Below are 24,300 nucleotides of genomic sequence, written 5' to 3'. Positions count from 1 at the left end.
GGCTCCACCGCTGTCTCAGCTACGCACCATCCTCGTGCTGCGCGCGGACGAGGTCCACGACCTCGTCGTACTTCGGCGAGTTCATGAAGTTGTCGACTGAGACGTGGACGGCGTTCGGCGTCTGCTGACGCGCCCGGTCGGTGAGCTGGTTCTGCGTGATGACGAGGTCGGCCGAGGCATCCAGGTTCGCGATCGCCTTGTTGACGACCGTGACGTCCTCGATGCCCGCCTTCTTCATCTTGTTGCGCAGCACGCTCGCGCCCATCGCGGACGAGCCCATGCCGGCGTCGCACGCGAACACGATGTTGCGCACTGTCTTGGTGGTCAGGACACCGCCGTCGGCGAGTCCGCCGGTCTCCGCCTCAGTCTCGAGCTTGTCAAGCGCCTCCTCCGCGTCGCGGACCGCCGTGCGGTCCCTGGCATCGGAAGCGCGCAGAGCGTCCATGGCTGCGGACGACTTGCCCTTGTTCGCCTCGGTCTGGCTGATCGCCGCCCCGAACGCGTCGGCCTCGGCGAGAAGGTCGCGCTTTCGCGAGGCGCGCAGGATTACAGCGGTGAGGAGGAATGTCACCGTCGCCGCGAGCAGCACCGAGAGGTAAACCACGAGCAGATTGCCGAAGCCACCCGCTGCGGGGCTGGAAGCCGCGGCTGTAACCGCGATGATGCTTCCCGGCGCGGCCGGGAAGGCGAGGCCGCCGTTCAGCAGCATGTTCGTCGTGACCCCGGTGGCTCCACCTGCGATGAGTGCCAGGATCGTCATCGGCTTGCTCAACGCATACGGGAAGTAGATCTCGTGGATCCCGCCGAAGAACTGGATGATGATGGCGCCGGGCGCGGACGCTTTCGCGGCCCCGATTCCGAAGAACGTGAAGCCGAGGAGAAGGCCGAGCCCGGGGCCCGGGTTGGCCTCGATCAGGAACAGGATCGACTTGCCGGTCTCGGTCGCCTGCTCGATGCCGAGAGGCGTGAACACACCGTGGTTGATGGCGTTGTTGAGGAAGAGCACCTTTGCCGGCTCGACGATGATCGACACAAGCGGAAGTAGCCCCGCCGTCACCAGGAATCCGACAGCGAGACCTAGGACGTCACTGACCCACAGGATCGCCGGACCGAACACGAAGAATCCGAGGATAGCGAGCAGCATGCCGAGGATGCCTGCGGAGAAGTTGTTCACCAGCATCTCGAACCCGGGCCGTATCTTGCCGTCCCAGATCTTGTCCATCCACTTGGTCACGAGCGCTGCGAACGGGCCCATGATCATCGCGCCAAGGAACATCGGGATGTTCGTACCGACGATGACGCCCATCGTGGCGATCGTCGCGACCACGCCACCGCGCTCGCCGTACACCATGCGACCGCCCGTGTTGGCGATGAGCAGCGGCAGAAGATAGGTGATCATCGGACCGACAAGGCCGACGAACTGGTTGAACGGGTTGCCATCCTCGTCCAAGGCGATCGCGGTCATCGCGCCGGGCCAGTTGATCACATCGGCATTTCCGAAGCCGCCGAGGAGCGGCGCGACCGGCTCCCACCATCCCAGCCATCCCACCGCGATGAAGAGCATCGTGATGAAACCCCAGGCGATGAACGCCGCGATGTTCGGCATGATCATGCCGGAGAGGAACGTGCCGAAGCGTTGAACTCCGATACGCGCTTTGTTCATGCCCGATGTGGGCGCAGACGCCGTTGTCATGGCTGTGTCTCCTTCTTCCGGGTGGAGGCGGCCTCCTGGGCCGCGGTGCGGGCGGATGCCGCGGAATCGGCCGCGAGAGCGGCCTGGGCGATCTCTCGCGCGCCCTCGAGGGTGTGCTCGAGCAGTGTGGCGCGCACGTCGGCGAGCGCCGTCGGGGCCATCGAGAGGCTCGTCGCGCCCAGCCCGACGAGCACCACGGCCAGCAGCGGATCGGCCGCCGCCTCGCCGCAGATGCCGACGGGCTTGCCGGTGGCGCGGCCGGCGTCGCCGACCTCGCGGATGAGGCGAAGGACGGCCGGATGCCACGGGTCCTGGAACGTCGCCACCGAGCCGAGCAAGCGGTCGGCGGCGAGCGTGTACTGCGTCAGGTCGTTGGTCCCGATCGACGCGAAGTCGGCGTGCTCGAGGATGCGGTCGGCCAGGAGCGCGGACGACGGCACCTCGACCATGACTCCGGCGGTCTTCACGCCGTAGTCGCGCGCGATGTCGACGAAGTACTGCGTCTCTTCGACGGTCGACACCATCGGCGCCATGACCCACAGATCGGCGCCCGTCGCGGCATCCGCTTCGGCGAGGGCTGTGAGCTGCTCTCGCAGGATGTCCTCGCTCGCGCGCAGGGCCCGGAGACCTCGCAGCCCGAGCGCCGGGTTCTCTTCGTGGGCGTCGTTGAGGAACGGCAGCGGCTTGTCGGCCCCGGCATCCAGCACGCGCACCACGACCTTCTTGCCCGGGAACGCGGCGAGCAGCTTGGTGTACGCCTCGCGCTGCTGCTCGACCGTCGGCGCCTGGTTCGCGCTCAGGAACAGGAACTCGGTGCGGAACAGCCCGACGCCCTCCGCTCCGAGCTCCACCGCTTCGGCGGCGGCGTCGGCGTTGCCGAGATTCACCAGCAGCGGCACGGGTGTGCCGTCCGCGAGGGCGCCGTCGGTCACCGGAGCCGTGGCCGCCGCGGCGCGCGCGGCGGCGCGGTTCTGTGCGCGCTCGAGCTCGTCCGGCGTCGGATCGGTGGTGACGACGCCGGCCGCGGCATCCACGATCACCGTCTGTCCGTCGCGCAGACCCTTGGCCTCGACCGTGCCGACCACCGCCACGATCGACTTCTCGCGGGCGAGGATCGCCGTGTGCGAGGTCGGCCCGCCCTCGGTCGTGACCAGCGCCAGCACCTTGTCGAGATCGAGCAGAGCAGTGTCGGCCGGCGCGAGGTCCTTCGCGACGAGGACGAACGGATGCCCTGGATCGGGCACGCCCGGAGCGGCGACGCCGCGCAGCCGGGCGATGACCCGCTGCGCGACGTCATCGAGATCGGCGGCGCGCTCGCCGAGGTAGCCGCCCATCGCGGTGAGCTGGTCGCGGAACGACGCGAACGCGTCGAACACCGCATACTCGCCGGTCTTGCCCTGCGCGAGCCGCGCGTCCACCTCGTCGGCGAGGCTCGGGTCCTCTGCCATCATCGCCTGCGCCTCGAGCACGTCCTGCGCGGCACCGCCGGCTTGGGCCCCGCGCTGCTCGAGCTCGCGCGCGACGGCGGCGACGGCATCCGTCACCCGCGCCTTCTCCTCGTCGGCGCTCAGCGTGCTCGCCGCATCGCTCGGGGCCGGCAGCGGCTCGGCCATGCGCGCGACCGGTCCCTGGGCCACGCCCAGCCCGATTCCGACACCTCGAAGCTCTCGAGTCACCTGCTCGGCCATGGTCATGCCGCGTCGTGGTCGGTCGAGAGCAGCTCGGCCAAGGTGTCCAGCGTCGCCTCGGCGCCCTCGCCATCGGCGGTCAGCGTCACGTAATCGCCCTGCTCGACCCCGAGCGCGATCACCCCGAGGATGCTCGCCGCATTGACCGGGCTGCCCGCGTCCTTGGCGATCGTGATCGGGATGCCGGCATCCTTCGCCGCCTGCGCGAACAGCTTCGCGGGGCGGGCGTGCAGCCCGTGCGAGGAGCCGATCCTGACCGTACGGGAGATAGGTGGCATGTCGTGTGACCTCTCTGTCAGATGTCGTGGCCGTCGCTGTCGGGTTCGGAGGTGGTCTGTGGGGCCGGCGCCGGCTCCGCGGCCGGAAGCGGCCCCCCGGAGCCTCCGACCGCGGCGCGCACCAGCGCGAGCGTGCGGGTGCCGTCCAGATCCGTGAAGATGTCGGGCGGCAGCAGCACCACCGTCGTGCCCCGCGGCGCGGCATCCCGTTCGATGCGCTCCAGCGCATGACCGAGGTGCGGCCCCACGAGGACGACGTCGGCGGCATCGAGGTCGATCGGAAGCGACTGCTCGGTGCCGGCGAAGGCGATGTAGGCAAGGCCCTGGTCGTGTGCGGCGTGCCGGACGCGCTGAGCGACGAAGGTGCTCGAGGCACCAGCTCCGCAGACCACCAGGATCCTCATCGACCCGCCTCCTCGTCTGCCCATTCTTGTGAAACACCTGGGAGCCGACAACCACTCCTTCTTCCGCGGGGGCGGAAACCGTACGCCGCCCGCGCCGCTCGTCGAGCGAGCGGATCGAGACGAAGCTCCGCGAACGCCGCCCTGACCGCGTGGTTGACTGGCAGCGTGACGAGGGCGAGACAGGACCGGCTTCTCGGCTTCCTCGTGCGCGACGGCGAATGGGCCACCGCTGCGACTCTCGCCGATGCGCTGGGCGTGACGCCGCGGAGCATCCGCTCGTATGTCACGTCCCTCAACGCCCGCGTCGCGCCCGGGATCGCTGTCGAGTCGGGCCCGCAGGGCTACCGCGCCGGGTCGGACGCGGCCGTCGCGCTGCGCGCGGCCGGCGACGCCGGCACGCCGCGTGATCGGCTTCACACGCTGGTACGGGCGCTGCTGGACGCTCCCGACGGGATCGACGTGTTCGAGACCGCCGACGCGCTGCACGTCTCTCCCGCGACGCTCGACGCCGATCTGGCGCGCGTGCGCGGACTGCTCGGCGGCACCGAGCTCACGCTCGAACGGTCCGCCTCGCGCGCGCGCCTGCGCGGCACTGAGAGCGCACAGCGGCGGCTGCTGAGCCGGCTCGCGCACGACGAGATGGATGCCGGCTCCTTCGATCTCTCGGCGCTGCGCCGCACCCTGGGCGAAGGCTCGGTGGGCGCCCAGGCGTTCGGTCCGTTCAAGACGGAGCTCGTCGAGCGACTGGGCACGATGGGCTGGTTCGTGAACGAGTTCGGCATCGGCGACGTCGTCATGCACATCGCGATCGCCGCCGACCGGGTCTCTCGCGACCGGCCCCTCGACACCGTGGCCGTCGCCGGCGATGAGCGCGCCGAGCAGGCGGAGGTCGCCGCCGTCATCGCCGAGCTCGCCGAGCGCCACCTGGACGTGCGGCTCGGCGCCGGTGACCTGCGCCACCTCGCGATCCTCGTGCTGACGCGGGTCGTCGCCCCTGGCGCTGCCCAGGCCGACAGCGCCCGCGAGCGCACCCGGGCGCAGCTCGAACCCGAGGTGGAGTCCGCCGTCCGCGACATCGTCGGCCAGGCGGCGGCGGAATTCCTCGTCGACATCGTGCACGAGGATTTCCTGCTGCGGCTCGCGCTGCACGTGCAGAACCTGCGGCTGCGCGCGCGGGAGCAGGCGTGGTCGCGCAACCCGCTGACACGGTCGCTCAAGTCGACCTACCCGATGATCTTCGAGGTGGCGGTCTTCATCGCCAACGGCCTGCACGAGCGGCTCGACATCCCGCTCCTCGACGACGAGATCGCGTACATCGCGATGCACGTCGGCGGACGCCTGGAACGCAGCCGCCAGGCCGATCAGCTGCTCACCGCGACGATCGTGTGCCCCGGCTACTACGAGCTGCACGAGCTGCTGCGCTCGTCGGTGGACCGCTCGCTCGGGCAGGCGATCGAGGTGGTCGGCGTAGAGACGCGCGTCGATCCCGACTGGGCGTCCATCGACACCGATCTCGTCCTCACCACGATCGACCCGGCGGTGCCGGGAGAGCGGATCGTGCGCATCCAGCCGTTCCTGACCGACGCGGACGTCGAGCGCGTGCAGGCCGCGGCCGGCCGCATCCGTCGCTCTCGCCGGCTCGCGCGGCTGCGCGCTGAGCTCGAGCGGTACTTCGAGCCGACCGGCTTCGTGCGAGGGCTGGACCCCGCGCTCGGCGAGGAGGGAGTCATCCGCCTGCTCGGCGAGCGTCTCGTCGCGCGCGGCGTGATCGACGACGACTACGTCGAGCGGACGATCCAGCGCGAGCAGCTCTCGTCGACCGCGTTCACCGATGCGCTCGCGGTGCCGCACGCGCTCGGGATGACGGCATCCCGCACCGCCATCGCCATCGGCATCGCGGACCCCTCGATCCCGTGGGGCGACGGGCGCGTGCAGGTGGTCGCGCTGGTGGCGTTCTCAGAGACCGACCGCGAGGCGTTCCAGACGGTGTTCGAGCAGTTCGTCGAGGTCTTCTCGGAGCGCGACAGCGTGCAGCGCATCGTTCGCCGTGCGACGTCCTTTGCGGCCTTCCTCGACGAGCTCGTCGCCGTGATCGACGGCTGACCCGGGTCAGCCGCGCGCGAGGCGCTCCTGCAGGCCGAGCTTCACGGCGGGCCACTCGTGAGGGAGGACCGAGAACACCACGGTGTCGCGGAGCGTGCCGTCGGGGCCGAGGCGGTGATTGCGCAGCACGCCGTCCTGCTTCGCCCCGAGCCGGGCGATCGCCGCGCGGGACTGCCGGTTGTGCCAATGCGTGCGGAACTCCACTGCGATCGCATCGCACGCCTCGAAGGCGTGCGACAGCAGCAGCAGCTTCGCAGCGGTGTTCACTGCCGTGCGCTGCGCCTCGACGCCGATCCACGTGTGCCCGATCTCGACGTGGCGGTTGGGCTGGTCGATGTTGCAGAAGGTCGTGGTCCCGACGACGCGGTCCGTGTCGAGGCGCCGCACCGCCCACGGGTTCATCATGCCCGCGTCGCGCCACTCGAGGCGCTGCGCGATGTCGTCACTGGTCGCGCCGGGCCGCGGCACCGAGGTGTACCACGCGTGCTCGAGCCCGACGGAGGCGTCGGCGAGGTCCTGCTCGTGCTCGGGAACGAGGGGCTCGAGGCGCACGAAGGCATTCTCGAGGGTGACGGGTGTCGTCAGCAGCATCCTTCGAGCCTAGGGCTCACCGCGCGCCACCCTCAGCCCTGACGCGGTTCACGTACCCGCACGTCACGTCACGCCGCGGCTCCCGCGGGCCGGAACCGCAGTGCGACGGCGCCCGACCGGAACTCCTGACGGTGCACGAGCTCGAGCTGGATGCGCTCGCGCAGCCCCGCGAGAAGCGTCGGGCCGTGTCCGGCGAGGACGGGCTGCACGACGAACTCGTACTCATCGATGAGTCCCAGATCCGCCAGCGCCAGGGGAAGCGCCACGCCACCCACCCACAGGGCCTCGCCCGGCTCCTCCTTGAGGCGCCGAACCGCCGTCCCGATGTCGCCGCGCACCAGCTCGGCGTTCCAGTCGACCTCGTCGAGCGTGCTCGACGCCACGTGCTTCTTCGCCCCGTCGATGGCCTCCGCGAAGGGCGTCTCCCAGTCACGCATCCAGTCGGGCCACGTGCCCGTGGCCGGCCTCCGCCACGCGGACTGCATCATCTCGTAGGTCACCCGGCCGAAGAGCAGGGCGTCGGCCCGCTCCATCTCGGCGGTCCAGTAGCGCATCGACTCCTCGTCCGGCGGCAGCCCTGCCTCGTGATGGCAGCAGCCGTCGAGCGTGACGTTGATCGAGTATCGAAGGGTTCTCATCTCTTCCTCTCATGCGTCCTTCGTGTGCATCTCGGCCTCGACGACAGCCGCGGCCGTTGCCGGGTCTTCGCCGCCCACACTGGCGGCTCGCCGGGCGGCGGCGATCGCCCGCTGACCAGCCGGCAGCCAGACCGCGAGGCCGACGACGATGAACGTCAGCACACCCGCGGCCATCAGCAGCACCTCGATCGGCATGATATCGGCGAGGGGACCGAACACGACCATGCCGATCGGCATCGCGACAGCCATCACAATGCCGACGAAGCCGAACACGCGGCCCTGGCGCTCGGGCTCGACGGTCTCTTGCAGGAGGGTCATCGACGGCGTCGAGAAGAAGGGCACGGCGAGGCCGACGAGGAACATGAAGCCGAAGAAGACCCAGATGTTCGACGACAGGCCCAGCCCGATCGAGAGTGCACCGAAGACGAGCGACGACACGATGATCAGCCCGATCCGGCTGCGCTTGGCGAAGAAGGACGCGACGAGGATGCCTCCGAGCATCATCCCGATGCTGAAGGCGATCTCGAGCACCGCGAGGTTGACCACGTCCTGCGCCTCGCCCGCGGGGAAGGTGCGCACCAGCATGAGCGGCGTGAGGTTCGACGGGGCCACGGTGAGCAGGAAGATGATCGCGAAGAGCACCAGCAGCCACCGCACGAACGCGTGGTTCACGATGTACCGGACGCCGTCGACGAGGTCGGCGAAGTAGCCGGTCTCGACATCCCCGGCTCGGCGGATCGTTGCGACGGGGATGAGCGCCACGATCCCGATGCCGATCACCGCCGTCACGACGTCGATGAAGAAGATCGGGATGAGCGAGGCCGCCGTGCCGTCCGAGGCTGCCGACGCCCACGCGTACAGACCCCCGGCGGCGGCGGGAGCCAGCAGCATCATCGCCGACTGGATGGAGCCGTTGATCCCGTTGACGCGGATGAGGTTGCGCGTCGGCACGATCTGGGGGAGCAGGGCCGAGACGGCCGGCATCTGGATGCCGGCACCCGCCGAGCGGATCGCCATTGTCGCGAAGATCAGCCATACCGCGTCGTAGCCGGTCATCATGATCAGCGCCAGTGCCAGCGTCGTCACCGCGATCGCGGCGTCGGCGCCCATGATGAGGTACTTGCGGTTGTGGCGGTCCGCCCACACGCCGCCGAAGATCGAGACGATCGCCTGCGGCAGGAATCCGAAGACCGCCGCCAGAGTCATCACGAGGCCGGACTGGTAGGTGATCGTCAGGTACCAGAACACGGCGTACTGCACGAGCATCGAGCCGAACAGCGTCACCGTCTGTCCGCCCAGGAACAGCACGACGTTGCGGAGCCAGTGCGGTGGATCCGGCGTCTCGTCGCCCCCATCCGCTGCGACGGGAGTGCTCGATCCCTCGCCGGGTGTCACATCCGTGGCTCCGGCAAGCCCGGCGGCGCCGAGCGGTGAAGCCTCAGGGGGAGTGGGGGCCGGGGCCGAGGCATCCGTCTCGTCGTTCTCCCGCGCGCCGGTCATCATTCGCTCCTCGTATCGATGCGGAATCTCCCCCGCGATATCGCATCGCGATATATCGCGAACGTGACTCTAGCACGGGGGTCGGACACCGCGCACGGGTACGAACCCCCGGTTCAGCCGCCGTACTCGGCGAGGAGCGCGCGAGCGCCGGCGGCGAGTGCCGCGATGCGCGCCGCGGCGTCGTCTCGTGAATCGCCGCGAGCGTCGAGATAGAGCTTCAGCTTCGGCTCGGTGCCGCTCGGCCGCACGATCAGGCGAGCGCCGTCGGCCAGCCACAGCCGCAGCACATCGCCCGGCGGAAGGTCGTCGACACCCTCGAGCAGATCGTCGACGCGCTCGACGGCGGCGTCGCCGACGGATTCCGGATGCCGTGACCGCAGCGCCTGCATGATGCGGGCGATCTGCGACACGTCGTCGACGCGAACGGAGACCTGGTCGCTCGCGAACGAGCCGAACGTGTCGTCGAACTCGTGCAGGAGGTCGGCGAGCGACGCATCGCGCCCGCGCGCCTCGCCGACCATCCCGAGCATCGCGACGGCGGCCGAGATGCCGTCCTTGTCGCGCACGGTCTCGGGGTTGACGAGATAGCCGAGCGCCTCTTCGAAGCCGTACACGATGCCGGGGGCGCGCGAGATCCACTTGAAGCCGGTGAGGGTCGCATGGAAGGCGAGGCCGTAGTGCTCAGCCACCGCCTGCAGGCCCGGCGACGACACCAGCGAGCACGCCAGGGATGCGCCCTCCGTCGCGCCCTCGGCTGCGACGCGCTGGGCTGCGCGCCAGCCCAGGAGCAGACCGATCTCGTTACCGCTCAGGCGACGCCAGCCGCCGTCGGCCGTGTCGTCGGGAATCGCGACGGCCAGCCGGTCCGCGTCGGGGTCGTTCGCGATGACGAGGTCTGCGCCGGCCTCGCGAGCCGCCGCGAACGCGAGGTCCATGGCGCCCGGCTCCTCCGGGTTGGGGAAGGCGACCGTCGGGAAGGTGCCGTCAGGCTCGAGCTGCGGGGTCACGGGAATCGGGGACGGGTACCCGGCCACCTCGACGATGCGCGACAGGGTCTCCCACCCGACGCCGTGCATCGCCGTGTAGACCCATCGAAGGCCGTGCGCGCCGGCAGGAGCCGGCGCCACCGCGGCGGTCGCGGTGATGTAGGCATCGACGACCTCCTCGGTCGCGACCTCGAACGCCAGCGACCGCGGCAGCGTGCTGATGTCCCCGGCATCGGCGACCGCCTGGATGTGCGCCGCGATCTCTGCGTCCGCGGGCGACACGATCTGCGAGCCGTCGTCGTCGCCTCCGAGGTAGACCTTGTAGCCGTTGTCGTCGGGCGGATTGTGACTGGCGGTGACCATGACGCCCGCCGCCGCGCCGAAGTGACGTACGGCGAAGGCCAGGACGGGCGTGGGCAGGAGGCGCGGCATGAGGATGGCACGCAGCCCGGCACCGGCGAAGATCTCGGCCGAGTCGCGCGCGAACACGTCGGAGTTGCGGCGACCGTCGAACCCGATCACCACGACGGGCGCGTCATCGAGGATGCCCGGGGTCTCGGGACCCTCGGCGGCCAGGGCGTCCACGGTCGGGGGCTGCACGAGCGCGTCCGCGGTCGGGCCGTCGGTCCCGGCGTCGCCGGCCGGTTCCCCCTGAGCGGACCCGGGCGTCTCCTCGGTCTCGTGCTCGGTCTCGGTCTCGGCGTCTCCGGCCGGCTGTGCCGTGGCATCCGTCCCGCCGGCGTCGAGTGCCGGCATGCCCGCCTTCTCACGCACGTATGCGGCGAGGCCCGCCGCGGCCTGCCCGACGAGCACGCGGTTCATGCGATTGCTGCCGGCGCCGAGCGCCCCGCGCAGCCCGGCGGTGCCGAACGCGAGTCGCGTCGAGAATCGATCGGTCAGCTCGGCGAGCGCGGAGGCTTCGCCGGACTCGGCCGCAGCCAGCAGTTCGCGCAGCTCGGTGCGGGTCTCGCCGTCGGGGTCCTGTGCGAGCCATGCCCGCGCGGACTCGAGGATCGAGCCACCGCCTGCGGGCACCTTGTCGGGCGCGGGCTCCTGACGTTCAGGATCGGCCGCCGGCACTTCCGCGCCGTTCACATCGCGCCGATCGCGCGAGCGAGCAGGGACGAGATCACCGGCTCGGCCTCACGGCCGGCCTCGATGACCTCGTGATGGCTGAGCGGGGTGGTCTGGATGCCGGCGGCCATGTTCGTGATGAGCGAGAACCCGAGCACCTCCATGCCGGCCTGCCGTGCTGCGATGGCCTCGAGCGCCGTCGACATGCCCACGATGTGACCGCCGAACGACTTCGCCATCTGCACCTCGGCCGGCGTCTCGTACTGCGGACCCCGGAACTGGCAGTACACGCCCTCGTCCAGGCTCGGGTCGATCGTGCGGGCGAGGTCGCGCAGCCGCATCGAGTAGAGGTCGGTCAGATCGATGAAGGTCGCCCCTTCGAGCGGTGATGCGCCCGTGAGGTTGATGTGGTCGCTGATGAGCACCGGCTGCCCAGGAGTCCACGTGTGCTTGATGCCTCCGGCGCCGTTGGTGAGCACCATCGTGCGCGCCCCAGTGGCCGCGGCCGTGCGGACGCTGTGCACGACGCGACGCACCCCGTGACCCTCGTAGAAGTGGGTGCGCGCACCGATCACCAGCACGTGCCGTCCCCTGGGGGTGACGACGCTGCGGAGCGTGCCGACATGCCCGGCGAGCGCGGGGGCGCTGAACCCGGTGACCTCCGTGGCAGGGAACGTCGCCGTCGTCTCGCCCACGAGCTCGGCGGCCTTACCCCACCCGGAGCCGAGGGTGAGCGCGATGTCGTGGCGCGCCACGCCGGTGATGCGCGCGATGTCCTCTGCGGCCTGGGCAGCGACCTCGAACGGGTCGGCGGCGGGGTCGTCGAGAGGATTGCCGGTGGTGTCTGACATGCCCCCACTCTAGGAACCCGGCGGCGCAAGGGCCAGCGAGCCGGCGACACCGAAGCGGCGGCACGGTCGTGGCCGGGGCATCCGTCAGGAGAGAATGGAGCACATGTCCTTGAGCTTCGAGCGCACGCAGAGCGTCGCCATCATCGGCGGCGGACCCGGAGGCTACGAAGCGGCGCTGGCCGCCGCCCAGCTCGGAGCGGAGGTGACGGTGGTCGAACGCGCCGGCATCGGCGGCTCGGCGGTGATCACCGACGTGGTGCCGTCGAAGACGCTCATCGCGACAGCCGACGCCGCGGTGGCGATCTCGGGAGCCAGCGACCTCGGCGTGCAGCTGTTCGCCAAGGGCAAGGACGGCAAGCCTCTCAAGCCCGAGATCGCGATCAACCTCAACGCCGTCAACAAGCGGCTGCTCTCGCTCGCCCGGCAGCAGTCCGACGACATGCGCGCCTCGCTCGTGGAAGCGGGTGTGCGCATCATCTCCGGCCACGGACGCCTCGAGGGCGACAACGCGGTCGTCGTGTCGACGGGTGCCGGTGGCACCGACTTCGATCGCATCGAGGCCGATACCCTCGTCGTCTCAACCGGCTCCTCACCGCGCGAGCTGCCCACCGCGAAGCCCGACGGCGTCCGCATCCTCACGTGGACGCAGCTGTACGACATGACCGCCATCCCCGAGCACCTCATCGTGGTGGGCTCCGGTGTCACCGGCGCCGAGTTCGCGGGCGCCTACATGAACCTCGGCGCGAAGGTGACGCTCGTCTCGAGCCGCGACCAGGTGCTGCCCGGCGAGGACTCCGACGCGGCGGCGGTGCTCGAGAAGGTGTTCAAGCGCGGCGGCATGACGCTGCTGTCGAAGTCGCGCGCCGACAAGGTCGAGAACGTCGGCGACGGCGTCGTGGTGACCCTGAGCGACGGCCGCACGGTCGAGGGCAGCCACTGTCTCGTGGCGGTCGGGTCGGTGCCCAACACCTCGGGGATCGGCCTCGAGCAGGCCGGCATCCAGATGACCGACTCCGGTCACATCCAGGTGAATCGCGTCGCGCGCACCTCGGTGCCCAACATCTACGCCGCGGGCGACTGCACGTCGTTCATCCCGCTCGCGTCGGTCGCTTCGATGCAGGGCCGGACGGCTGTCTTCCACGCGCTCGGCGACGTCGTCATCCCGCTCGAGCACCGCCGCATCACCTCGAACATCTTCACCGCGCCCGAGATCGCGACGATCGGCTGGCAGGAGAAGGACATCGCCGACGGCCTCATCAACGGCGTCGTCCACAAGCTCCCGCTCGCGGCGAACCCGCGCGCCAAGATGATGGGGATCAAGGACGGCTTCGTCAAGCTCATCGCCCGCCAGGGCAGCGGCACCGTGATCGGCGGCGTCATCGTCGGCCCGCGCGCGTCCGAGCTGATCTACCCGATCGCGATCGCGGTGGAGCGGCGCCTGACGGTCGACCAGGTCTCGCGCGTGTTCGCGGTGTACCCGTCGCTGTCGGGCAGCATCACCGACGCCGCCCGCGCCATGCACGTCGTCGACCACACGATCTACGGCGGCTGAGCCCGGGCTCGGTTCCCACTGCGGAAACACCAGCCGGTGACGGCGACGCGCCGGCGGCGGGCGTTGCCGCGCGGCGTGTGGCGTGACGGACTGGTGTTTTCGCTGCGGAGTCGGGGTGGTGGCGGGCCGGCGGGAGGGGGACGGATGCCTCGGGCCGAGGCATCCGGAATCCGTCAGCTGATGGTGAGCAGCTGGTGGCCGCGGTCGGTTCCCACTGCGGAAACACCAGCCGGTGACGGCGACGCGCCGGCGGCGGGCGTTGCCGCGCGGCGTGTCGCGTGACGGACTGGTGTTTTCGCTGGGAGTCGAGGTGGTGGCGGGCCGGCGGGAGGGGGACGGATGCCTGGCGCGAGGCATCCGGGATCCGTCAGCTGATGGTGAGCAGCTGGTGGCCGCGGTCGGTTCCCACTGCGGAAACACCAGCCCGTGACGGCGACGCGCCGGGGGCGGGCGTTGCCTCGCGGCGTGTCGCGTGACGGACTGGTGTTTTCGCTGGGGAGTCGGGGTGGCGGCGGGTCGGCGGGAGGGGGACGGATGCCTGGCGCGAGGCATCCGGGATCCGTCAGCTGATGGTGAGCAGCTGGTGGCCGGCTGAAACCGTGGTGCCCGGGTCGGCGTTGATGCCGCCGATGACGCCGTCCTTGTGCGCCTGGATCGGCTGCTCCATCTTCATCGCCTCGAGCACGACCACGAGGTCGCCCTTGACGACCTGCTGGCCGTCCTCGACGGCGACCTTGACGATCGTCGCCTGCATGGGCGCCTTGACGGCGTCTCCGGATGCCCCGGCCACGACCGTCGGCGCATGCGAGCGCCGCGACGGGGGTACGGCCACGGGGCGACCGATGGCGCCGGGAGCCGAGACGACTCGGTCGGGCAGGCTCACCTCGAGGCGCTTGCCCGCGACCTCGACGACGACCGTATGGCGGTGCTCGACGGGCTTCGGAGCCTCGAGCTCGCCGTCCCACGCGGGGATGTCGTTGACGAACTCGGTCTCGATCCATCGCGTGTACACGCCGAACCGGCCGTCCTCGGCCGTGAAGGCGGGGTCGCGCACGACCTTGCGGTGGAAGGGGATCACGGTGGGCAGCCCGGCGACCTCGAACTCGTCGAGGGCGCGGCGGGCGCGCTCCAGCGCCTCGGCGCGGTCACGGCCGGTGACGATGATCTTCGCGAGCAGCGAGTCGAACGCGCCGCTCACGCTGTCGCCCGCGGTGACACCGGAATCGAGACGGATGCCGGGACCCCCGAACGTCTTGAACACGTGGATCGGGCCGGGCTGGGGGAGGAACCCGCGGCCCGGGTCTTCGCCGTTGATGCGGAACTCGATCGAGTGCCCGTCGGGGGTGGGGTCGTCGTAGCCGAGCTCTTCGCCCTCGGCGATGCGGAACTGCTCGCGCACGAGGTCGACGCCAGTGATCTCCTCCGAGACCGGGTGCTCGACCTGAAGGCGCGTGTTCACCTCGAGGAACGAGATCGTGCCGTCCGCCCCGATGAGGAACTCGCAGGTTCCGGCGCCGACGTAGCCGACCTCCTTGAGGATCGCCTTCGACGCGTCGTAGAGGGTCTGGTTCTGTTCGTCGGTGAGGAAGGGCGCAGGCGCCTCTTCGACCAGCTTCTGGTGCCGGCGCTGCAGCGAGCAGTCGCGCGTCGAGATGACCACGACGTTGCCCGCGGCATCCGCCAGGCACTGCGTCTCGACGTGACGCGGCTTGTCGAGGTACTTCTCGACGAAGCACTCGCCGCGACCGAACGCCGTGATGGCCTCGCGGGTAGCGGACTCGAACAGTTCCGGGACCTCTTCGAGCGTGCGGGCGACCTTGAGGCCGCGGCCGCCGCCGCCGTACGCCGCCTTGATCGCGATGGGGAGGCCGACCTCCTGCGCGAACGCGACGACCTCGTCTGCTCCCGAGACGGGGCCCGGGGTTCCGGGTGCGAGGGGGGCGCCGACCCTCTCGGCGACACTGCGAGCCGTGACCTTGTCGCCGAGCGCCTCGATCGCCGCCGGCGACGGTCCGATCCAGATCAGGCCCGCCGCGATCACCGCGCGCGCGAAGTCCGCATTCTCCGCGAGGAAGCCGTAGCCGGGGTGCACCGCGTCTGCCCCGGAGCGACGCGCGATCGAGAGGATCTTGTCGATCGACAGATACGTCTCGGCGCTGGTCGAGCCGTCGAGCGCGTAAGCCTCGTCGGCGAGGCGGGCGTGCAGGGCATCGCGGTCCTGGTCGGCGTAGACGGCGACCGACGCCTTGCCGGCGTCACGGGCGGCGCGGATGACGCGGACGGCGATCTCGCCGCGGTTGGCAACGAGAACCTTGGCGATCTGGGGCATGAAGGCCAGCCTACCGACGGGTTTGATCGGACTTTTGACCGGTTCGTACAAGAACCGAGCAGAAACGTGGGATTCCTACGACAAGTTCGGCGTGTCGTCGAGTGACGGGTCGGTCGTGTTCCAGAGCGCCGTCCACTCCACTCCGAGATCGCGGACGAGACGCCGCAGAGTCGACACCGACATCCCGACGACCGTCGACGGGTCGCCGTCGACGCGGTCGATGAAGGCCCCGCCGAGACTGTCGACCGTGAACGCGCCCGCCACGTGCAGCGGCTCGCCCGATGCGACGTACGCCTCGATCTCGGCATCGGTCACGTCATCGACGAAGGAGACGGATGCCGCGGCCGTCGCGTGCACCTCGCGCGGAGGCACTCCCGGCTCGAGGCGCACCACGGCGTGGCCCGAGTGCAGCACGCCGGTGCGCCCGCGCATCGCACGCCAGCGCGCGATCGCGTTGTCAGGCGTATACGGCTTGCCGAGCACCTCCCCGTCGAGCTCGAACATCGAATCGCCGCCGATGACGATGCCGTCGAAGCCGGGGAGATCGTCCGCCAGCCGCGCGGCGACCTCGGCCGCCTTGCGGCGGGCGAGGAGCAGCACGTGCTCGTCGGCAGCCAGCCGCCGCCCCTCGGAGGCCTCGACCGCCTCGACGACCGCTTCCTCATCGACATCAGGGCCGATCGTGAGAGGGCGGATGCCGAACTGCTGCAGCAGCATCAGCCGGGCGGGGGACGTCGAGGCGAGGCACACGCGCATGCCACCACGGTACGCGGCGCCCGGCGCCTCGTATGCTCATCGGGTGAGCGAACCAGGCGAGACCATCGATGTCGAGATCACGGGTGTCGCGCACGGCGGCGTGTTCGTTGCCCGCCACGAGGGCCGCGTCGTGTTCGTCGCGGACGCGATTCCGGGCGAACGGGTGCGCGCGCGCCTCACCGACACCGGCAAGAAGTCCTCCTGGCGCGCCGAGACGCTCGAGGTGCTGGACGCGTCGCCGCACCGCCAACCGCACGTGTGGCGGCAGGCCGGCGTCGACGTGGCCCCCGAGCACCGTCCCGGCGGTGCCGACTTCGGGCACATCGCCCTCTCCCACCAGCGCGAGCTCAAGCTGCAGGTGCTGCTCGAGGCGCTCGAACGGTTCGGCGGGATGCCGGCCCCCGTCGCCACGATGCAGGCAGCGGGCCCGGTCCTCTCCGACAGCGCGGACGTCGTCGACGACGAGACGCCGGACGGCACCCGCTGGCGCACGCGCGTGAGCCTGCACGTGGACGAAGATGGGCGCATCGGCCCATACGCGGCGCGGAGTCATCGCGTCATCGAAGTCGACGACCTGCCGCTCGCCACCGCCGAGGTCGAGTCGGCGGCCCGAGGCCTGCGCGGCCACGCAGCCGGCCGCATCGACCTCGTACAGCCCGCCGACGGCCGGGTGCGCGTGCTTCCTCGCCCGGAGCGGCGGACGGATGCCGGACGCCCGCGCGCCGGCCGTGCCCAGAGACCGTCGAAGCCCGCGCCCAAGGCCGAGGTCGTGCTCGAGCGCGTCGGCGGCCGGGAGTTCCGCGTCGACGCCGGCGGCTTCTGGCAGGTGCATCGCCTGGCGGCTCACTCACTGAGCACGCTCGTGTCGTCGCGGCTGCGTGACGCGCAGCCGGATGGCCCGGCCATCGACCCCGACGCATGGCATCTCGACCTGTACGGGGGAGTGGGCCTCTTCGCCGCGACCCTCGGCGATCTCGGCGGCCCCGCGACGCGCGTGACGACGGTCGAGTCCGACCCTCGCGCCACCGAGCATGCCGGTGAGAACCTCGCGGAATGGGTCGGCGCCCGTGCCGAGACCGGGCGCGTGGACCGGTGGCTCGCGCGACTGGAGGCCGAGGCATCCGTCACCGAACGCGAGCGTCTGTCGCGCGGGGTCGTGCTGCTGGACCCGCCCCGGTCCGGGGCCGGACGCGAGGTCGTCCAGCGCATCGGCGCGCTCACGCCGGCCACCGTCGTGTACGTCGCGTGCGACCCGGTCGCACTCGCTCGCGATCTGTCGACCTTCCGCGATGCCGGCTACGAGGCGGCGTCGATCGACGGGCTGGACCTGTTCCCGCACTCTCATCACGTCGAGGCCGTCGCCGTCCTGACGCGGTCGTGATGGAGACTTGATTACTAAGGTTGGGGGATCATGGAACGCTCTCCTCACTACGGCTCGGTCGTCGGGGACCGCGAACGGGAATACTACGACCGGCTACGCCCCCTCGTAGAGGCGTACGCCGATTCATCAACGATTACGCGGGTAAGCGTCGTGGGGAATCAGCCCCTCGGACCTTCGGACGAGCGCGCCGCGATGATCGACCAAAGCGACATCGTCTTCCGTGTGAATGGGTTCAGACTCGATACGCTTGAAAGCGGTCCGTGCGTCGGAACAAGGGCGAACGTCGTCGTCTTCAACCGGGGCGTTCGGGCGACACCGTGGTTCTTCGCTGAGTACACCCGTCGGCTCTACCTCCTGATCGAGCCGGGGCGTTTGTTGTGGGAGAACGAGCGCGTCCCCGCCTTCTGGCCGTCCGATCTCGGATTCGTCACCATCTCCAATCGCGAGGTCATTCTTCCGCTGAACGATAAGATCGGTCTAGACGCGTGGAAGGGGCTATGGGCTACCACGGGCACAACGATGGTGTGGTTGGCAGCTCATCTCTTTCCGGACGCTCGGATCGACGTTGCGGGACTGTCGTTCGTAGACGAGCCGGCGCAGACAAGGTGGAACCACGCGTACGGGGATCCGTCCCCAGTAGGTCCCGAGCACCGGATCGGCAACGAGGCGGCTCTTATGCGATCGTGGATCCATGACGGCCGCGTCAGATTCCATCGTTGACCCAACCCGAGGATCACGGATGTTCAATATCTTGCGACGGCGCTTTGACGCGGCGGTTGCGCGGCGTATCGACAGGCGCCTCAACGAGCATGAGCTCGAGTCGCGACGCGTTCACGATGAGGCACGACGCGTTCACGACGACTACGAAGCGCGCCTGGGAGGCCTCCAGGCCGACTACGACTTTCTTCGGTCCGAGTTCGACCGAATCGCCCCCCAGTTGGCGGCGGTCGAGTACCGCCTCGAACGACAGCGTGAGGGACGCCCTGTGAATGATGAAGCACAAGTCAGCGCGGAGCTGGAGCACGAGCGCGCACGACTTCGCCTCGAGCTTGCGAGCCACTATGAGGAACGGCTGCGTCGACTGGAAGAAGCGCAGTCGTGAGTTCCGTCCTCGCCGGGAGCTCCATCCTCATCACCGGGGGAACCGGATCGTTGGGGAAGGCGTTGACGCAGGAGCTGCTCGCCGAGCGCGCCGTCGGTCGTCTTGTCATCCTCAGCCGCGACGAGCTGAAACAATTCGAGATGCGTCAGCAGTTTGGGGAGGACCCTCGGCTTCGTTGGTTCCTGGGAGACGTCAGAGACGTCGCCCGCCTGCGTCGAGCTATGCATGGTATCGACTACGTCATTCATGCTGCTGCCCTGAAGCAGGTGGACACCGCCGAGTACAACCCGTTCGAGTTCGTGGAGACGAACGTGCGGGGATCGCAGAATGTCATCGAGGCCTCGATCGATGCGGGCGTCAAGCGGGTGGTGGCGCTGTCGACGGACAAGGCGTCGAGCCCGATCAACCTGTACGGCGCGACGAAGCTCGCCGCCGACCGGATGTTCATCGCGAGCAACCACTACGCCGCGAGCTATCCGACACGATTCTCGGTCGTTCGGTACGGCAACGTGTCGGGCTCACGTGGAAGCATCGTTCCCAAATGGCGTGAGCTTGCGCGGGCGAGTCGACCACTGCCGATAACGGACAAGCGGATGACCCGTTTCTGGATCACGCTTCCTCAGGCAGTGGAGTTCGTTCTCTCTTCCTTCGACATCATGAGCGGGGGTGAGCTCTACGTCCCGCGAATCCCATCGGTTCGAATCGTGGACCTCGCCGAAGCAGTCGCACCGGGAGCAGAGACGGTCGAGATCGGGATCCGTCCGGGGGAGAAATTGCACGAGGAGATGATCGCCGAGGACGACGCGCGGCGTACGCTCATCCTCGGTGATCGCTTCGTCGTCCAGCCCCACTTGAGCGGCTGGGGCTACCGATCACCAGCCGGCGGACTCCCCTTCCCTGAGAGCGAGAGTTACCGCTCCGACCGCAACCAGGCGTGGCTGAGCGTCGAGGAGCTCCGGGCCATCTTGAACGCGGTGTGATCATGATCCAATACGGTCGTCAGTCCATCGATGATTCCGACGTTGAAGCTGTCGTATCCGCACTACGATCCGATTGGCTCACCACCGGTCCCGCTGTCGACCGGTTCGAGGCTGACGTGAGCCGAATCGCCGGTGCGATGCTGCCTGCGGTAGCGGTCACGAGCGGCACTGCCGCGCTGCATACCGCCTACCGCGCTGCTCGTGTGGGCCCGGGGACCGAAGTCGTTACGACACCCCTGACGTTCGCAGCGACCGCCGCGACCGCCGCGCTCCTTGGAGCGACGGTACGCTTCGCTGACGTCGATGAAAAGACTGGGAATCTCGATCCGGATGCTGCAGCGGCGGCGGTCACAAGGCGTACTGCCGTCATCGCTGGTGTCGACTACGCCGGCGTCCCCGTTGACGCTTCCCGGCTGTCTGCCGTGGCCCGGTCAGCGGACGCTGTTTTTCTCGAAGACGCCGCGCATTCCATTGGCAGCTTCCTGAATGGTGTCCCCGTCGGCTCGCTCGCAGACATCACGACGTTCTCGTTCTTCCCGACGAAGAACGCCACGACGGCTGAAGGCGGCGCCGTGGTCACGAGCGACTCCGGGCTCTGGGACCGCGCTCGAGCGTTCCGCAATCATGGTCTCGTTCGTGAAGCGGAACGCCAACGCCACCCGGATGAAGGGCCGTGGCACCAGGAGGTGGCTGACTTCGGTCTGAACTACCGGATGCCCGACGTGCTTGCGGCGCTCGGGTCCAGTCAGCTCCTCCGACTCACCTTGTTCAAGTCGCGCCGCGCGGCGATATTCGACCGCTACCGAGCCGGCCTGAGTGGTATAGACGGACTCAGCCTCCCGTCTGCCCCTTCCGGGGCGGACCCGATGTGGCACCTGTACGCGGTGCGAGTGCCTGCGGAGGAACGGAGACGTCTCTTCGAGACGCTTCGGGCCGATGGAATCGGGGTTCAGGTCAATTACATCCCTGTCTACTGGCATCCCGCATTCGAGGATCTCGGGTATCGCCGCGGGCTCTGTCCGGTCGCGGAAGAGTGGTATCGCAGGGAGATATCCCTTCCGATGCATGCAGGGCTTTCGGATTCCGAAGTCGATCTCGTGATCGAGCGGGTCAGAAAGGCATTCGGCTCATGAGAGCTCGGGTTGTCGCGATCATCCAAGCACGCATGGGGTCGACGAGACTGCCCGGAAAAGTCCTCCGAGAGCTCGGCGGGCGTCCGGTCCTGGAATGGGTGGCGGAGGCGGCAGGTGCGGCGGCAGAGATCGATGACGTGGTGGTGGCCACGTCGAACCTCGCCGCCGACGACATCCTCGCGGAATGGTGTCGCCGCCGTGGGGTCGACGTCGTCCGGGGGAGTGAATCTGATGTGCTCTCTCGATTCGTGCTCGCGGCCACTGAGACCCGGGCAGATGCCATCGTCAGATTGACTGCCGATTGTCCGCTGCTGGATCCCGTGCTGATTGACCAGGTCATAGGCATTTGGCGACGCGAACCAGACCTGGCATACGTCGCGACGACGCTCGAACGGACGCTGCCGCGGGGCCTCGACGTCGAGCTGATTTCTCGCGCGGCGCTCGAACATGCCGACCGGATCGCCATCGCTCACGACCGCGTACACGTGACGAGCAGCCTCTATGCCGCGCACTCCGAGGCTGCCCGGGCCGGCGTCATCGTGGCACCATCCAGCGCTCACCTGCGGGTGACGCTCGATGTGGAGCAGGACGCGGCTCTCCTAGACGCACTTGTCCCTCTGCTGCCTTCCCAACCTCGTTGGCGCGATGTGGTTCGCGTCCTCGAGGCGCATCCCGAGATCGTCGCCCTGAACGCCGGTGTCGCACAGAAGGAGTTGGAAGCCGGGTGACTGCGGTCCTCTTCCGGTGTGATGCTACCGCCTCGGGTGGGCTCGGCCACTTCGTGCGGTGCCTGGCTCTCGCGGAGGAGGTCACTTCGCGTGGTCGCAGCGCCATCATCTCCGGAGATGTGGAGGCTCCTCTTGCCCAGGACATGTTGCGGGGGAAGGGCATTCCGATTGTGCCGGCCGCAGACACATCGACCGCTTTACTGGAGGTGGCCGGTGAGGTCGAGGCAGAAGTCGTCCACGTGGACCGATACCTGGGCTTCGCCGACTTGTGGGACTCCGTTGGACAGGCTGGACCCCTGATCTCGACCGCAACCGATGCTGAGTTCGGCCGAAGGCGAGCGGATGTGATTGTCGACGGCGCGCCTCGCGCGCTGCACGAGTTCGACAGGTTCTATGCCGGCGCAGACGTGTGCCTTGGGCCGATGCATCTCCCGCTCCGGCGCGGATTGACTCGCGCCGTCCCTGAGGGGACGCGAGATGAGCTTCGGATCCTCGTGCTGATGGGGGGCACCGACTCGGCCGGGCTGGGGCCCGTCATCGCGCGAGCCGTACGAGATACTCCTGGCGTCTCGGAAGTCGGGCTCGTGGGATCGGAAGATGTTCGAGGAGTGACTCACGTCGCACGCTCGACCGACTTGACGCGCCTGGTGGGTGGGTGGGACCTCGTCGTGACGGCGGCGGGCACAACGGTGTGGGAATTGGCTGCACTCGGGGTGCCGATGGCGATCGTCGGGGTGGCCGAGAATCAGCGAGATCACTACGAGACTCTGACGGAGGAACGCGCCGCGATCGGGCTCGGATTCGTCCGAGACGCAGAGTCGATCAGCACCGCAAACCTTTCGAGCGTCACGTCCGACGGTGATGCACGTCGTCGCATGGCAGTGCGCGCTCGTGAATTCGTGGATGGTCGCGGAGCGTCGCGCATCGTCGACACCTGGGATGCCGTCGCGGATGATCGGCGCGCCACCTCCCTGATGCTTCGTCGCGCGGAACAACGCGATGCGGGCCGACTGTTCGCGTGGCGCAATGAATCGGATACGCGTCGGTGGTCGCGGAACGGCACACCGGTCAGATGGGCGGACCACGTGAGGTGGCTTCGCGACTCGGCAGAACGTGCGGACCGGCGTCTGCACGTCGCGGTGTTGCACAGGCCGGTCGGCACCGTCAGGTTCGATGCCGTGTCGTCAGATACCTGGGAGGTCTCCGTCACGGTCGCTCCCGAAGCGCGGGGCCGTGGCCTGGGGGGCGCGCTGATGGACGAGGCTCTTCCATCGATCGCTCGGGAAGGAGCCCGGACTATCTTGGCTGAGGTGCGATCCGACAACGCCGCCTCGCGGAATCTGTTCCTTCGAGCCGGGTTCCGTCTGGAGCAGCAGCGGGATCAGTGGCAGATGTGGATGCTTTCGTTCTGATCACGGGTGTGCTTCCCCGGCCGTCAAATAAGGTCCCAGATCAGCGGCGTTCCTCGTCGCGCGGACTTCCGAAATCTACGCCCGATCACCTTCTCCCACTCAGACGGCGGCAGGCCGCCAGCTGGGCGGATCGAACGGACGGAATCGGCCGTGACTTCCTCGCCTTCCTCCACATCCTTCACTACCCAGAGGGAGCGCCGAAGTCGACGGCTCTCCGTTTCCCCCTCAGTCATTTTGGGCGTGGCTGAGCCGACAGCGTCCCATGCGCGTCTGGACTCTCGAGTCAGGAGTGCGAACTCGTCAGGCTCCAGTGAAAACGCGGCGTCCACACCGCCGTCGGCCCGCGAGAGCGTCAGGTGTTTTTCGACTACGGTTGCGCCGAAGGCCACTGCGGCGACGGCCGCGCCGATGCCAGCACTGTGGTCGGAGAAGCCGACCTGCACTTCAAGCGCATCACGGAGCGTCGGGATGCTGCGCACATTCGCTTCGCGAGGGTCGGCCGGATAGGAAGAGACGCAAGACAAGACGACGATATCTTGCGCTCCCGCGTCACGAAGTGTTGCGACCGCCTCCGCAAGCTCCGGGAGATTAGTTGCGCCATTGGACAGAATAACGGGCTTGCCCGTTGCAGCGACTGTGCGCAGCAACTCGGTGTCGCCCACCTCCAGCGACGCGATCTTGTAGAGGGGGGCATCAAGCCCCTCCAGCAGTTCAACCGCGGTGCGGTCGAACGGACTGGAGAACGGAATCAGAGCGCGTTGCCGGGCACGCTCGAACATGGGCCGGTGCCAGTCCCATGGCGTGTGCGCCTCGGTGTACAGGTCGTAGAGAGTGCGACCGCCCCACAGCCCGTGTTCGTCAGACACGCGAAAGGGCGGCGTGTCCACGTCGATGGTGATCGTGTCCGCGGTATACGTCTGAAACTTGACGGCGTCTGCTCCCGCGTCCGCCGCCGCGTCGATGATGGCGAGTGCGCGGGAAAGATCGCCACCATGATTCCCGGAAACCTCCGCGATGATGAATGGCGGGTGGTTCGGGCCGATCGGCCGGCCGGACACAGTGATCACGTCGGGGTTCATACTCGCCTTTCTGTCGTTCAGGCTACAAGGTCGCGGGCAAAT

At 68.8% G+C, this 24,300-nt stretch carries 21 protein-coding genes; 9 read left to right on the top strand and 12 right to left on the bottom strand.

Features of this window, described 5'->3' with window-relative positions:
- Window positions 1–19: 19 nt before the first annotated feature.
- The 4 genes from HF576_RS08885 to HF576_RS08870 all read right to left on the bottom strand — a co-directional run bounded on the left by HF576_RS08885 (window position 20) and on the right by HF576_RS08870 (window position 4,063).
- Entirely contained in the window at window positions 20–1,693 is a 1,674-nt protein-coding gene (locus HF576_RS08885; protein WP_168912439.1) for a PTS mannitol transporter subunit IIBC, read from the bottom strand.
- Complete coding sequence (gene ptsP, locus HF576_RS08880; protein ID WP_425522989.1) at window positions 1,690–3,306, bottom strand: phosphoenolpyruvate--protein phosphotransferase; 1,617 nt, start codon at window positions 3,304–3,306, stop codon at window positions 1,690–1,692. Before ptsP ends, HF576_RS08885 begins: the two co-directional genes overlap by 4 nt.
- A gap of 77 nt (window positions 3,307–3,383) precedes the next feature.
- Window positions 3,384–3,659, bottom strand: coding sequence for an HPr family phosphocarrier protein (locus HF576_RS08875; protein ID WP_168912438.1), 276 nt, complete (start codon window positions 3,657–3,659; stop codon window positions 3,384–3,386).
- Window positions 3,660–3,676: 17 nt separating this feature from the next.
- Window positions 3,677–4,063, bottom strand: a complete 387-nt coding sequence (locus HF576_RS08870; RefSeq protein ID WP_168912437.1) for a PTS sugar transporter subunit IIB — start codon at window positions 4,061–4,063, stop codon at window positions 3,677–3,679.
- Between the two features lie 165 nt (window positions 4,064–4,228).
- Between HF576_RS08870 and HF576_RS08865 the strand changes: the two genes are divergently transcribed.
- A complete protein-coding gene (locus tag HF576_RS08865) occupies window positions 4,229–6,166 on the top strand; it encodes a PTS sugar transporter subunit IIA (protein ID WP_168912436.1) in 1,938 nt (645 codons plus the stop codon).
- Between the two features lie 6 nt (window positions 6,167–6,172).
- On the opposite strand, the gene HF576_RS08860 is transcribed toward HF576_RS08865, so the two are convergent.
- The 5 genes from HF576_RS08860 to HF576_RS08840 all read right to left on the bottom strand — a co-directional run bounded on the left by HF576_RS08860 (window position 6,173) and on the right by HF576_RS08840 (window position 11,806).
- Window positions 6,173–6,757, bottom strand: a complete 585-nt coding sequence (locus tag HF576_RS08860) for a GNAT family N-acetyltransferase (protein WP_168912435.1) — start codon at window positions 6,755–6,757, stop codon at window positions 6,173–6,175.
- Between the two features lie 68 nt (window positions 6,758–6,825).
- Entirely contained in the window at window positions 6,826–7,395 is a 570-nt protein-coding gene (locus HF576_RS08855) for a dihydrofolate reductase family protein (protein WP_168912434.1), read from the bottom strand.
- A 9-nt stretch (window positions 7,396–7,404) separates the two neighbouring features.
- On the bottom strand, window positions 7,405–8,895 hold the full coding sequence (locus tag HF576_RS08850) for an MFS transporter (protein ID WP_205835066.1): 1,491 nt from the start codon (window positions 8,893–8,895) through the stop codon (window positions 7,405–7,407).
- A 113-nt stretch (window positions 8,896–9,008) separates the two neighbouring features.
- Window positions 9,009–10,916, bottom strand: a complete 1,908-nt coding sequence (locus tag HF576_RS08845) for a phospho-sugar mutase (protein ID WP_343234237.1) — start codon at window positions 10,914–10,916, stop codon at window positions 9,009–9,011.
- 56 nt (window positions 10,917–10,972) lie between these two features.
- A complete protein-coding gene (locus HF576_RS08840; RefSeq protein WP_168912433.1) occupies window positions 10,973–11,806 on the bottom strand; it encodes a purine-nucleoside phosphorylase in 834 nt (277 codons plus the stop codon).
- A gap of 94 nt (window positions 11,807–11,900) precedes the next feature.
- On the opposite strand from HF576_RS08840, the gene HF576_RS08835 reads away from it, so the two are divergent.
- The gene (locus HF576_RS08835) at window positions 11,901–13,358 is read left to right on the top strand and encodes an NAD(P)H-quinone dehydrogenase (protein ID WP_168912432.1); all 1,458 of its coding nucleotides are present in this window, start codon (window positions 11,901–11,903) and stop codon (window positions 13,356–13,358) included.
- A 562-nt stretch (window positions 13,359–13,920) separates the two neighbouring features.
- Here HF576_RS08835 and HF576_RS08830 read toward each other — a convergent pair.
- The gene (locus HF576_RS08830) at window positions 13,921–15,687 is read right to left on the bottom strand and encodes an acetyl/propionyl/methylcrotonyl-CoA carboxylase subunit alpha (RefSeq protein ID WP_168912431.1); all 1,767 of its coding nucleotides are present in this window, start codon (window positions 15,685–15,687) and stop codon (window positions 13,921–13,923) included.
- A 75-nt stretch (window positions 15,688–15,762) separates the two neighbouring features.
- A complete protein-coding gene (locus HF576_RS08825) occupies window positions 15,763–16,443 on the bottom strand; it encodes a Maf family protein (protein ID WP_168912430.1) in 681 nt (226 codons plus the stop codon).
- Between the two features lie 43 nt (window positions 16,444–16,486).
- Between HF576_RS08825 and HF576_RS08820 the strand changes: the two genes are divergently transcribed.
- From HF576_RS08820 to HF576_RS20745, 7 genes are read left to right on the top strand one after another with little or no spacing between them, the layout of a single operon-like run.
- Complete coding sequence (locus HF576_RS08820) at window positions 16,487–17,824, top strand: class I SAM-dependent RNA methyltransferase (protein WP_425522986.1); 1,338 nt, start codon at window positions 16,487–16,489, stop codon at window positions 17,822–17,824.
- A gap of 30 nt (window positions 17,825–17,854) precedes the next feature.
- A complete protein-coding gene (locus tag HF576_RS08815) occupies window positions 17,855–18,544 on the top strand; it encodes a glycosyltransferase family 29 protein (RefSeq protein WP_168912428.1) in 690 nt (229 codons plus the stop codon).
- A gap of 19 nt (window positions 18,545–18,563) precedes the next feature.
- Complete coding sequence (locus HF576_RS08810) at window positions 18,564–18,926, top strand: hypothetical protein (RefSeq protein WP_168912427.1); 363 nt, start codon at window positions 18,564–18,566, stop codon at window positions 18,924–18,926.
- Window positions 18,923–19,906: a UDP-N-acetylglucosamine 4,6-dehydratase (inverting) gene (pseB, locus tag HF576_RS08805; RefSeq protein WP_168912426.1), complete on the top strand. Its 984-nt coding sequence runs from the start codon at window positions 18,923–18,925 to the stop codon at window positions 19,904–19,906. The genes HF576_RS08810 and pseB overlap by 4 nt, the downstream gene beginning before the upstream one ends.
- A gap of 2 nt (window positions 19,907–19,908) precedes the next feature.
- On the top strand, window positions 19,909–21,039 hold the full coding sequence (locus tag HF576_RS08800) for a DegT/DnrJ/EryC1/StrS family aminotransferase (protein ID WP_168912425.1): 1,131 nt from the start codon (window positions 19,909–19,911) through the stop codon (window positions 21,037–21,039).
- The gene (locus HF576_RS08795) at window positions 21,036–21,767 is read left to right on the top strand and encodes a cytidylyltransferase domain-containing protein (RefSeq protein ID WP_168912424.1); all 732 of its coding nucleotides are present in this window, start codon (window positions 21,036–21,038) and stop codon (window positions 21,765–21,767) included. Before HF576_RS08800 ends, HF576_RS08795 begins: the two co-directional genes overlap by 4 nt.
- Window positions 21,764–23,179, top strand: a complete 1,416-nt coding sequence (locus HF576_RS20745; RefSeq protein WP_168912423.1) for a GNAT family N-acetyltransferase — start codon at window positions 21,764–21,766, stop codon at window positions 23,177–23,179. Before HF576_RS08795 ends, HF576_RS20745 begins: the two co-directional genes overlap by 4 nt.
- A gap of 23 nt (window positions 23,180–23,202) precedes the next feature.
- Here the strand turns inward: HF576_RS20745 and pseI are convergent, their stop codons facing one another.
- On the bottom strand, window positions 23,203–24,258 hold the full coding sequence (gene pseI, locus HF576_RS08785; protein WP_168912422.1) for a pseudaminic acid synthase: 1,056 nt from the start codon (window positions 24,256–24,258) through the stop codon (window positions 23,203–23,205).
- Window positions 24,259–24,300: the final 42 nt, after the last annotated feature.

The sequence above is a fragment of the Microbacterium salsuginis genome (genome assembly GCF_012524205.1).
Taxonomy (GTDB): domain Bacteria; phylum Actinomycetota; class Actinomycetes; order Actinomycetales; family Microbacteriaceae; genus Microbacterium; species Microbacterium salsuginis.
The sequence above is the reverse complement of the archived record's forward strand: the minus strand, read 5'-3'. Positions and strand labels throughout refer to the sequence as shown.

What these genes read in the sequence shown, in the direction of transcription:
- HF576_RS08815 (WP_168912428.1), top strand. Translation starts at nt 17,855, where the DNA reads ATGGAACGCTCTCCTCACTACGGCTCGGTCGTCGGGGACCGCGAACGG.
- HF576_RS08825 (WP_168912430.1), bottom strand. Translation starts at nt 16,443, where the DNA reads ATGCGCGTGTGCCTCGCCTCGACGTCCCCCGCCCGGCTGATGCTGCTG.
- ptsP (WP_425522989.1), bottom strand. Translation starts at nt 3,306, where the DNA reads ATGGCCGAGCCGCTGCCGGCCCCGAGCGATGCGGCGAGCACGCTGAGC.
- pseI (WP_168912422.1), bottom strand. Translation starts at nt 24,258, where the DNA reads ATGAACCCCGACGTGATCACTGTGTCCGGCCGGCCGATCGGCCCGAAC.
- HF576_RS08870 (WP_168912437.1), bottom strand. Translation starts at nt 4,063, where the DNA reads ATGAGGATCCTGGTGGTCTGCGGAGCTGGTGCCTCGAGCACCTTCGTC.
- HF576_RS08875 (WP_168912438.1), bottom strand. Translation starts at nt 3,659, where the DNA reads ATGCCACCTATCTCCCGTACGGTCAGGATCGGCTCCTCGCACGGGCTG.
- HF576_RS08800 (WP_168912425.1), top strand. Translation starts at nt 19,909, where the DNA reads ATGATCCAATACGGTCGTCAGTCCATCGATGATTCCGACGTTGAAGCT.
- HF576_RS08885 (WP_168912439.1), bottom strand. Translation starts at nt 1,693, where the DNA reads ATGACAACGGCGTCTGCGCCCACATCGGGCATGAACAAAGCGCGTATC.
- HF576_RS08860 (WP_168912435.1), bottom strand. Translation starts at nt 6,757, where the DNA reads ATGCTGCTGACGACACCCGTCACCCTCGAGAATGCCTTCGTGCGCCTC.
- HF576_RS08810 (WP_168912427.1), top strand. Translation starts at nt 18,564, where the DNA reads ATGTTCAATATCTTGCGACGGCGCTTTGACGCGGCGGTTGCGCGGCGT.
- HF576_RS08855 (WP_168912434.1), bottom strand. Translation starts at nt 7,395, where the DNA reads ATGAGAACCCTTCGATACTCGATCAACGTCACGCTCGACGGCTGCTGC.
- HF576_RS08795 (WP_168912424.1), top strand. Translation starts at nt 21,036, where the DNA reads ATGAGAGCTCGGGTTGTCGCGATCATCCAAGCACGCATGGGGTCGACG.
- HF576_RS08850 (WP_205835066.1), bottom strand. Translation starts at nt 8,895, where the DNA reads ATGACCGGCGCGCGGGAGAACGACGAGACGGATGCCTCGGCCCCGGCC.
- HF576_RS08830 (WP_168912431.1), bottom strand. Translation starts at nt 15,687, where the DNA reads ATGCCCCAGATCGCCAAGGTTCTCGTTGCCAACCGCGGCGAGATCGCC.
- HF576_RS08840 (WP_168912433.1), bottom strand. Translation starts at nt 11,806, where the DNA reads ATGTCAGACACCACCGGCAATCCTCTCGACGACCCCGCCGCCGACCCG.
- HF576_RS08835 (WP_168912432.1), top strand. Translation starts at nt 11,901, where the DNA reads ATGGAGCACATGTCCTTGAGCTTCGAGCGCACGCAGAGCGTCGCCATC.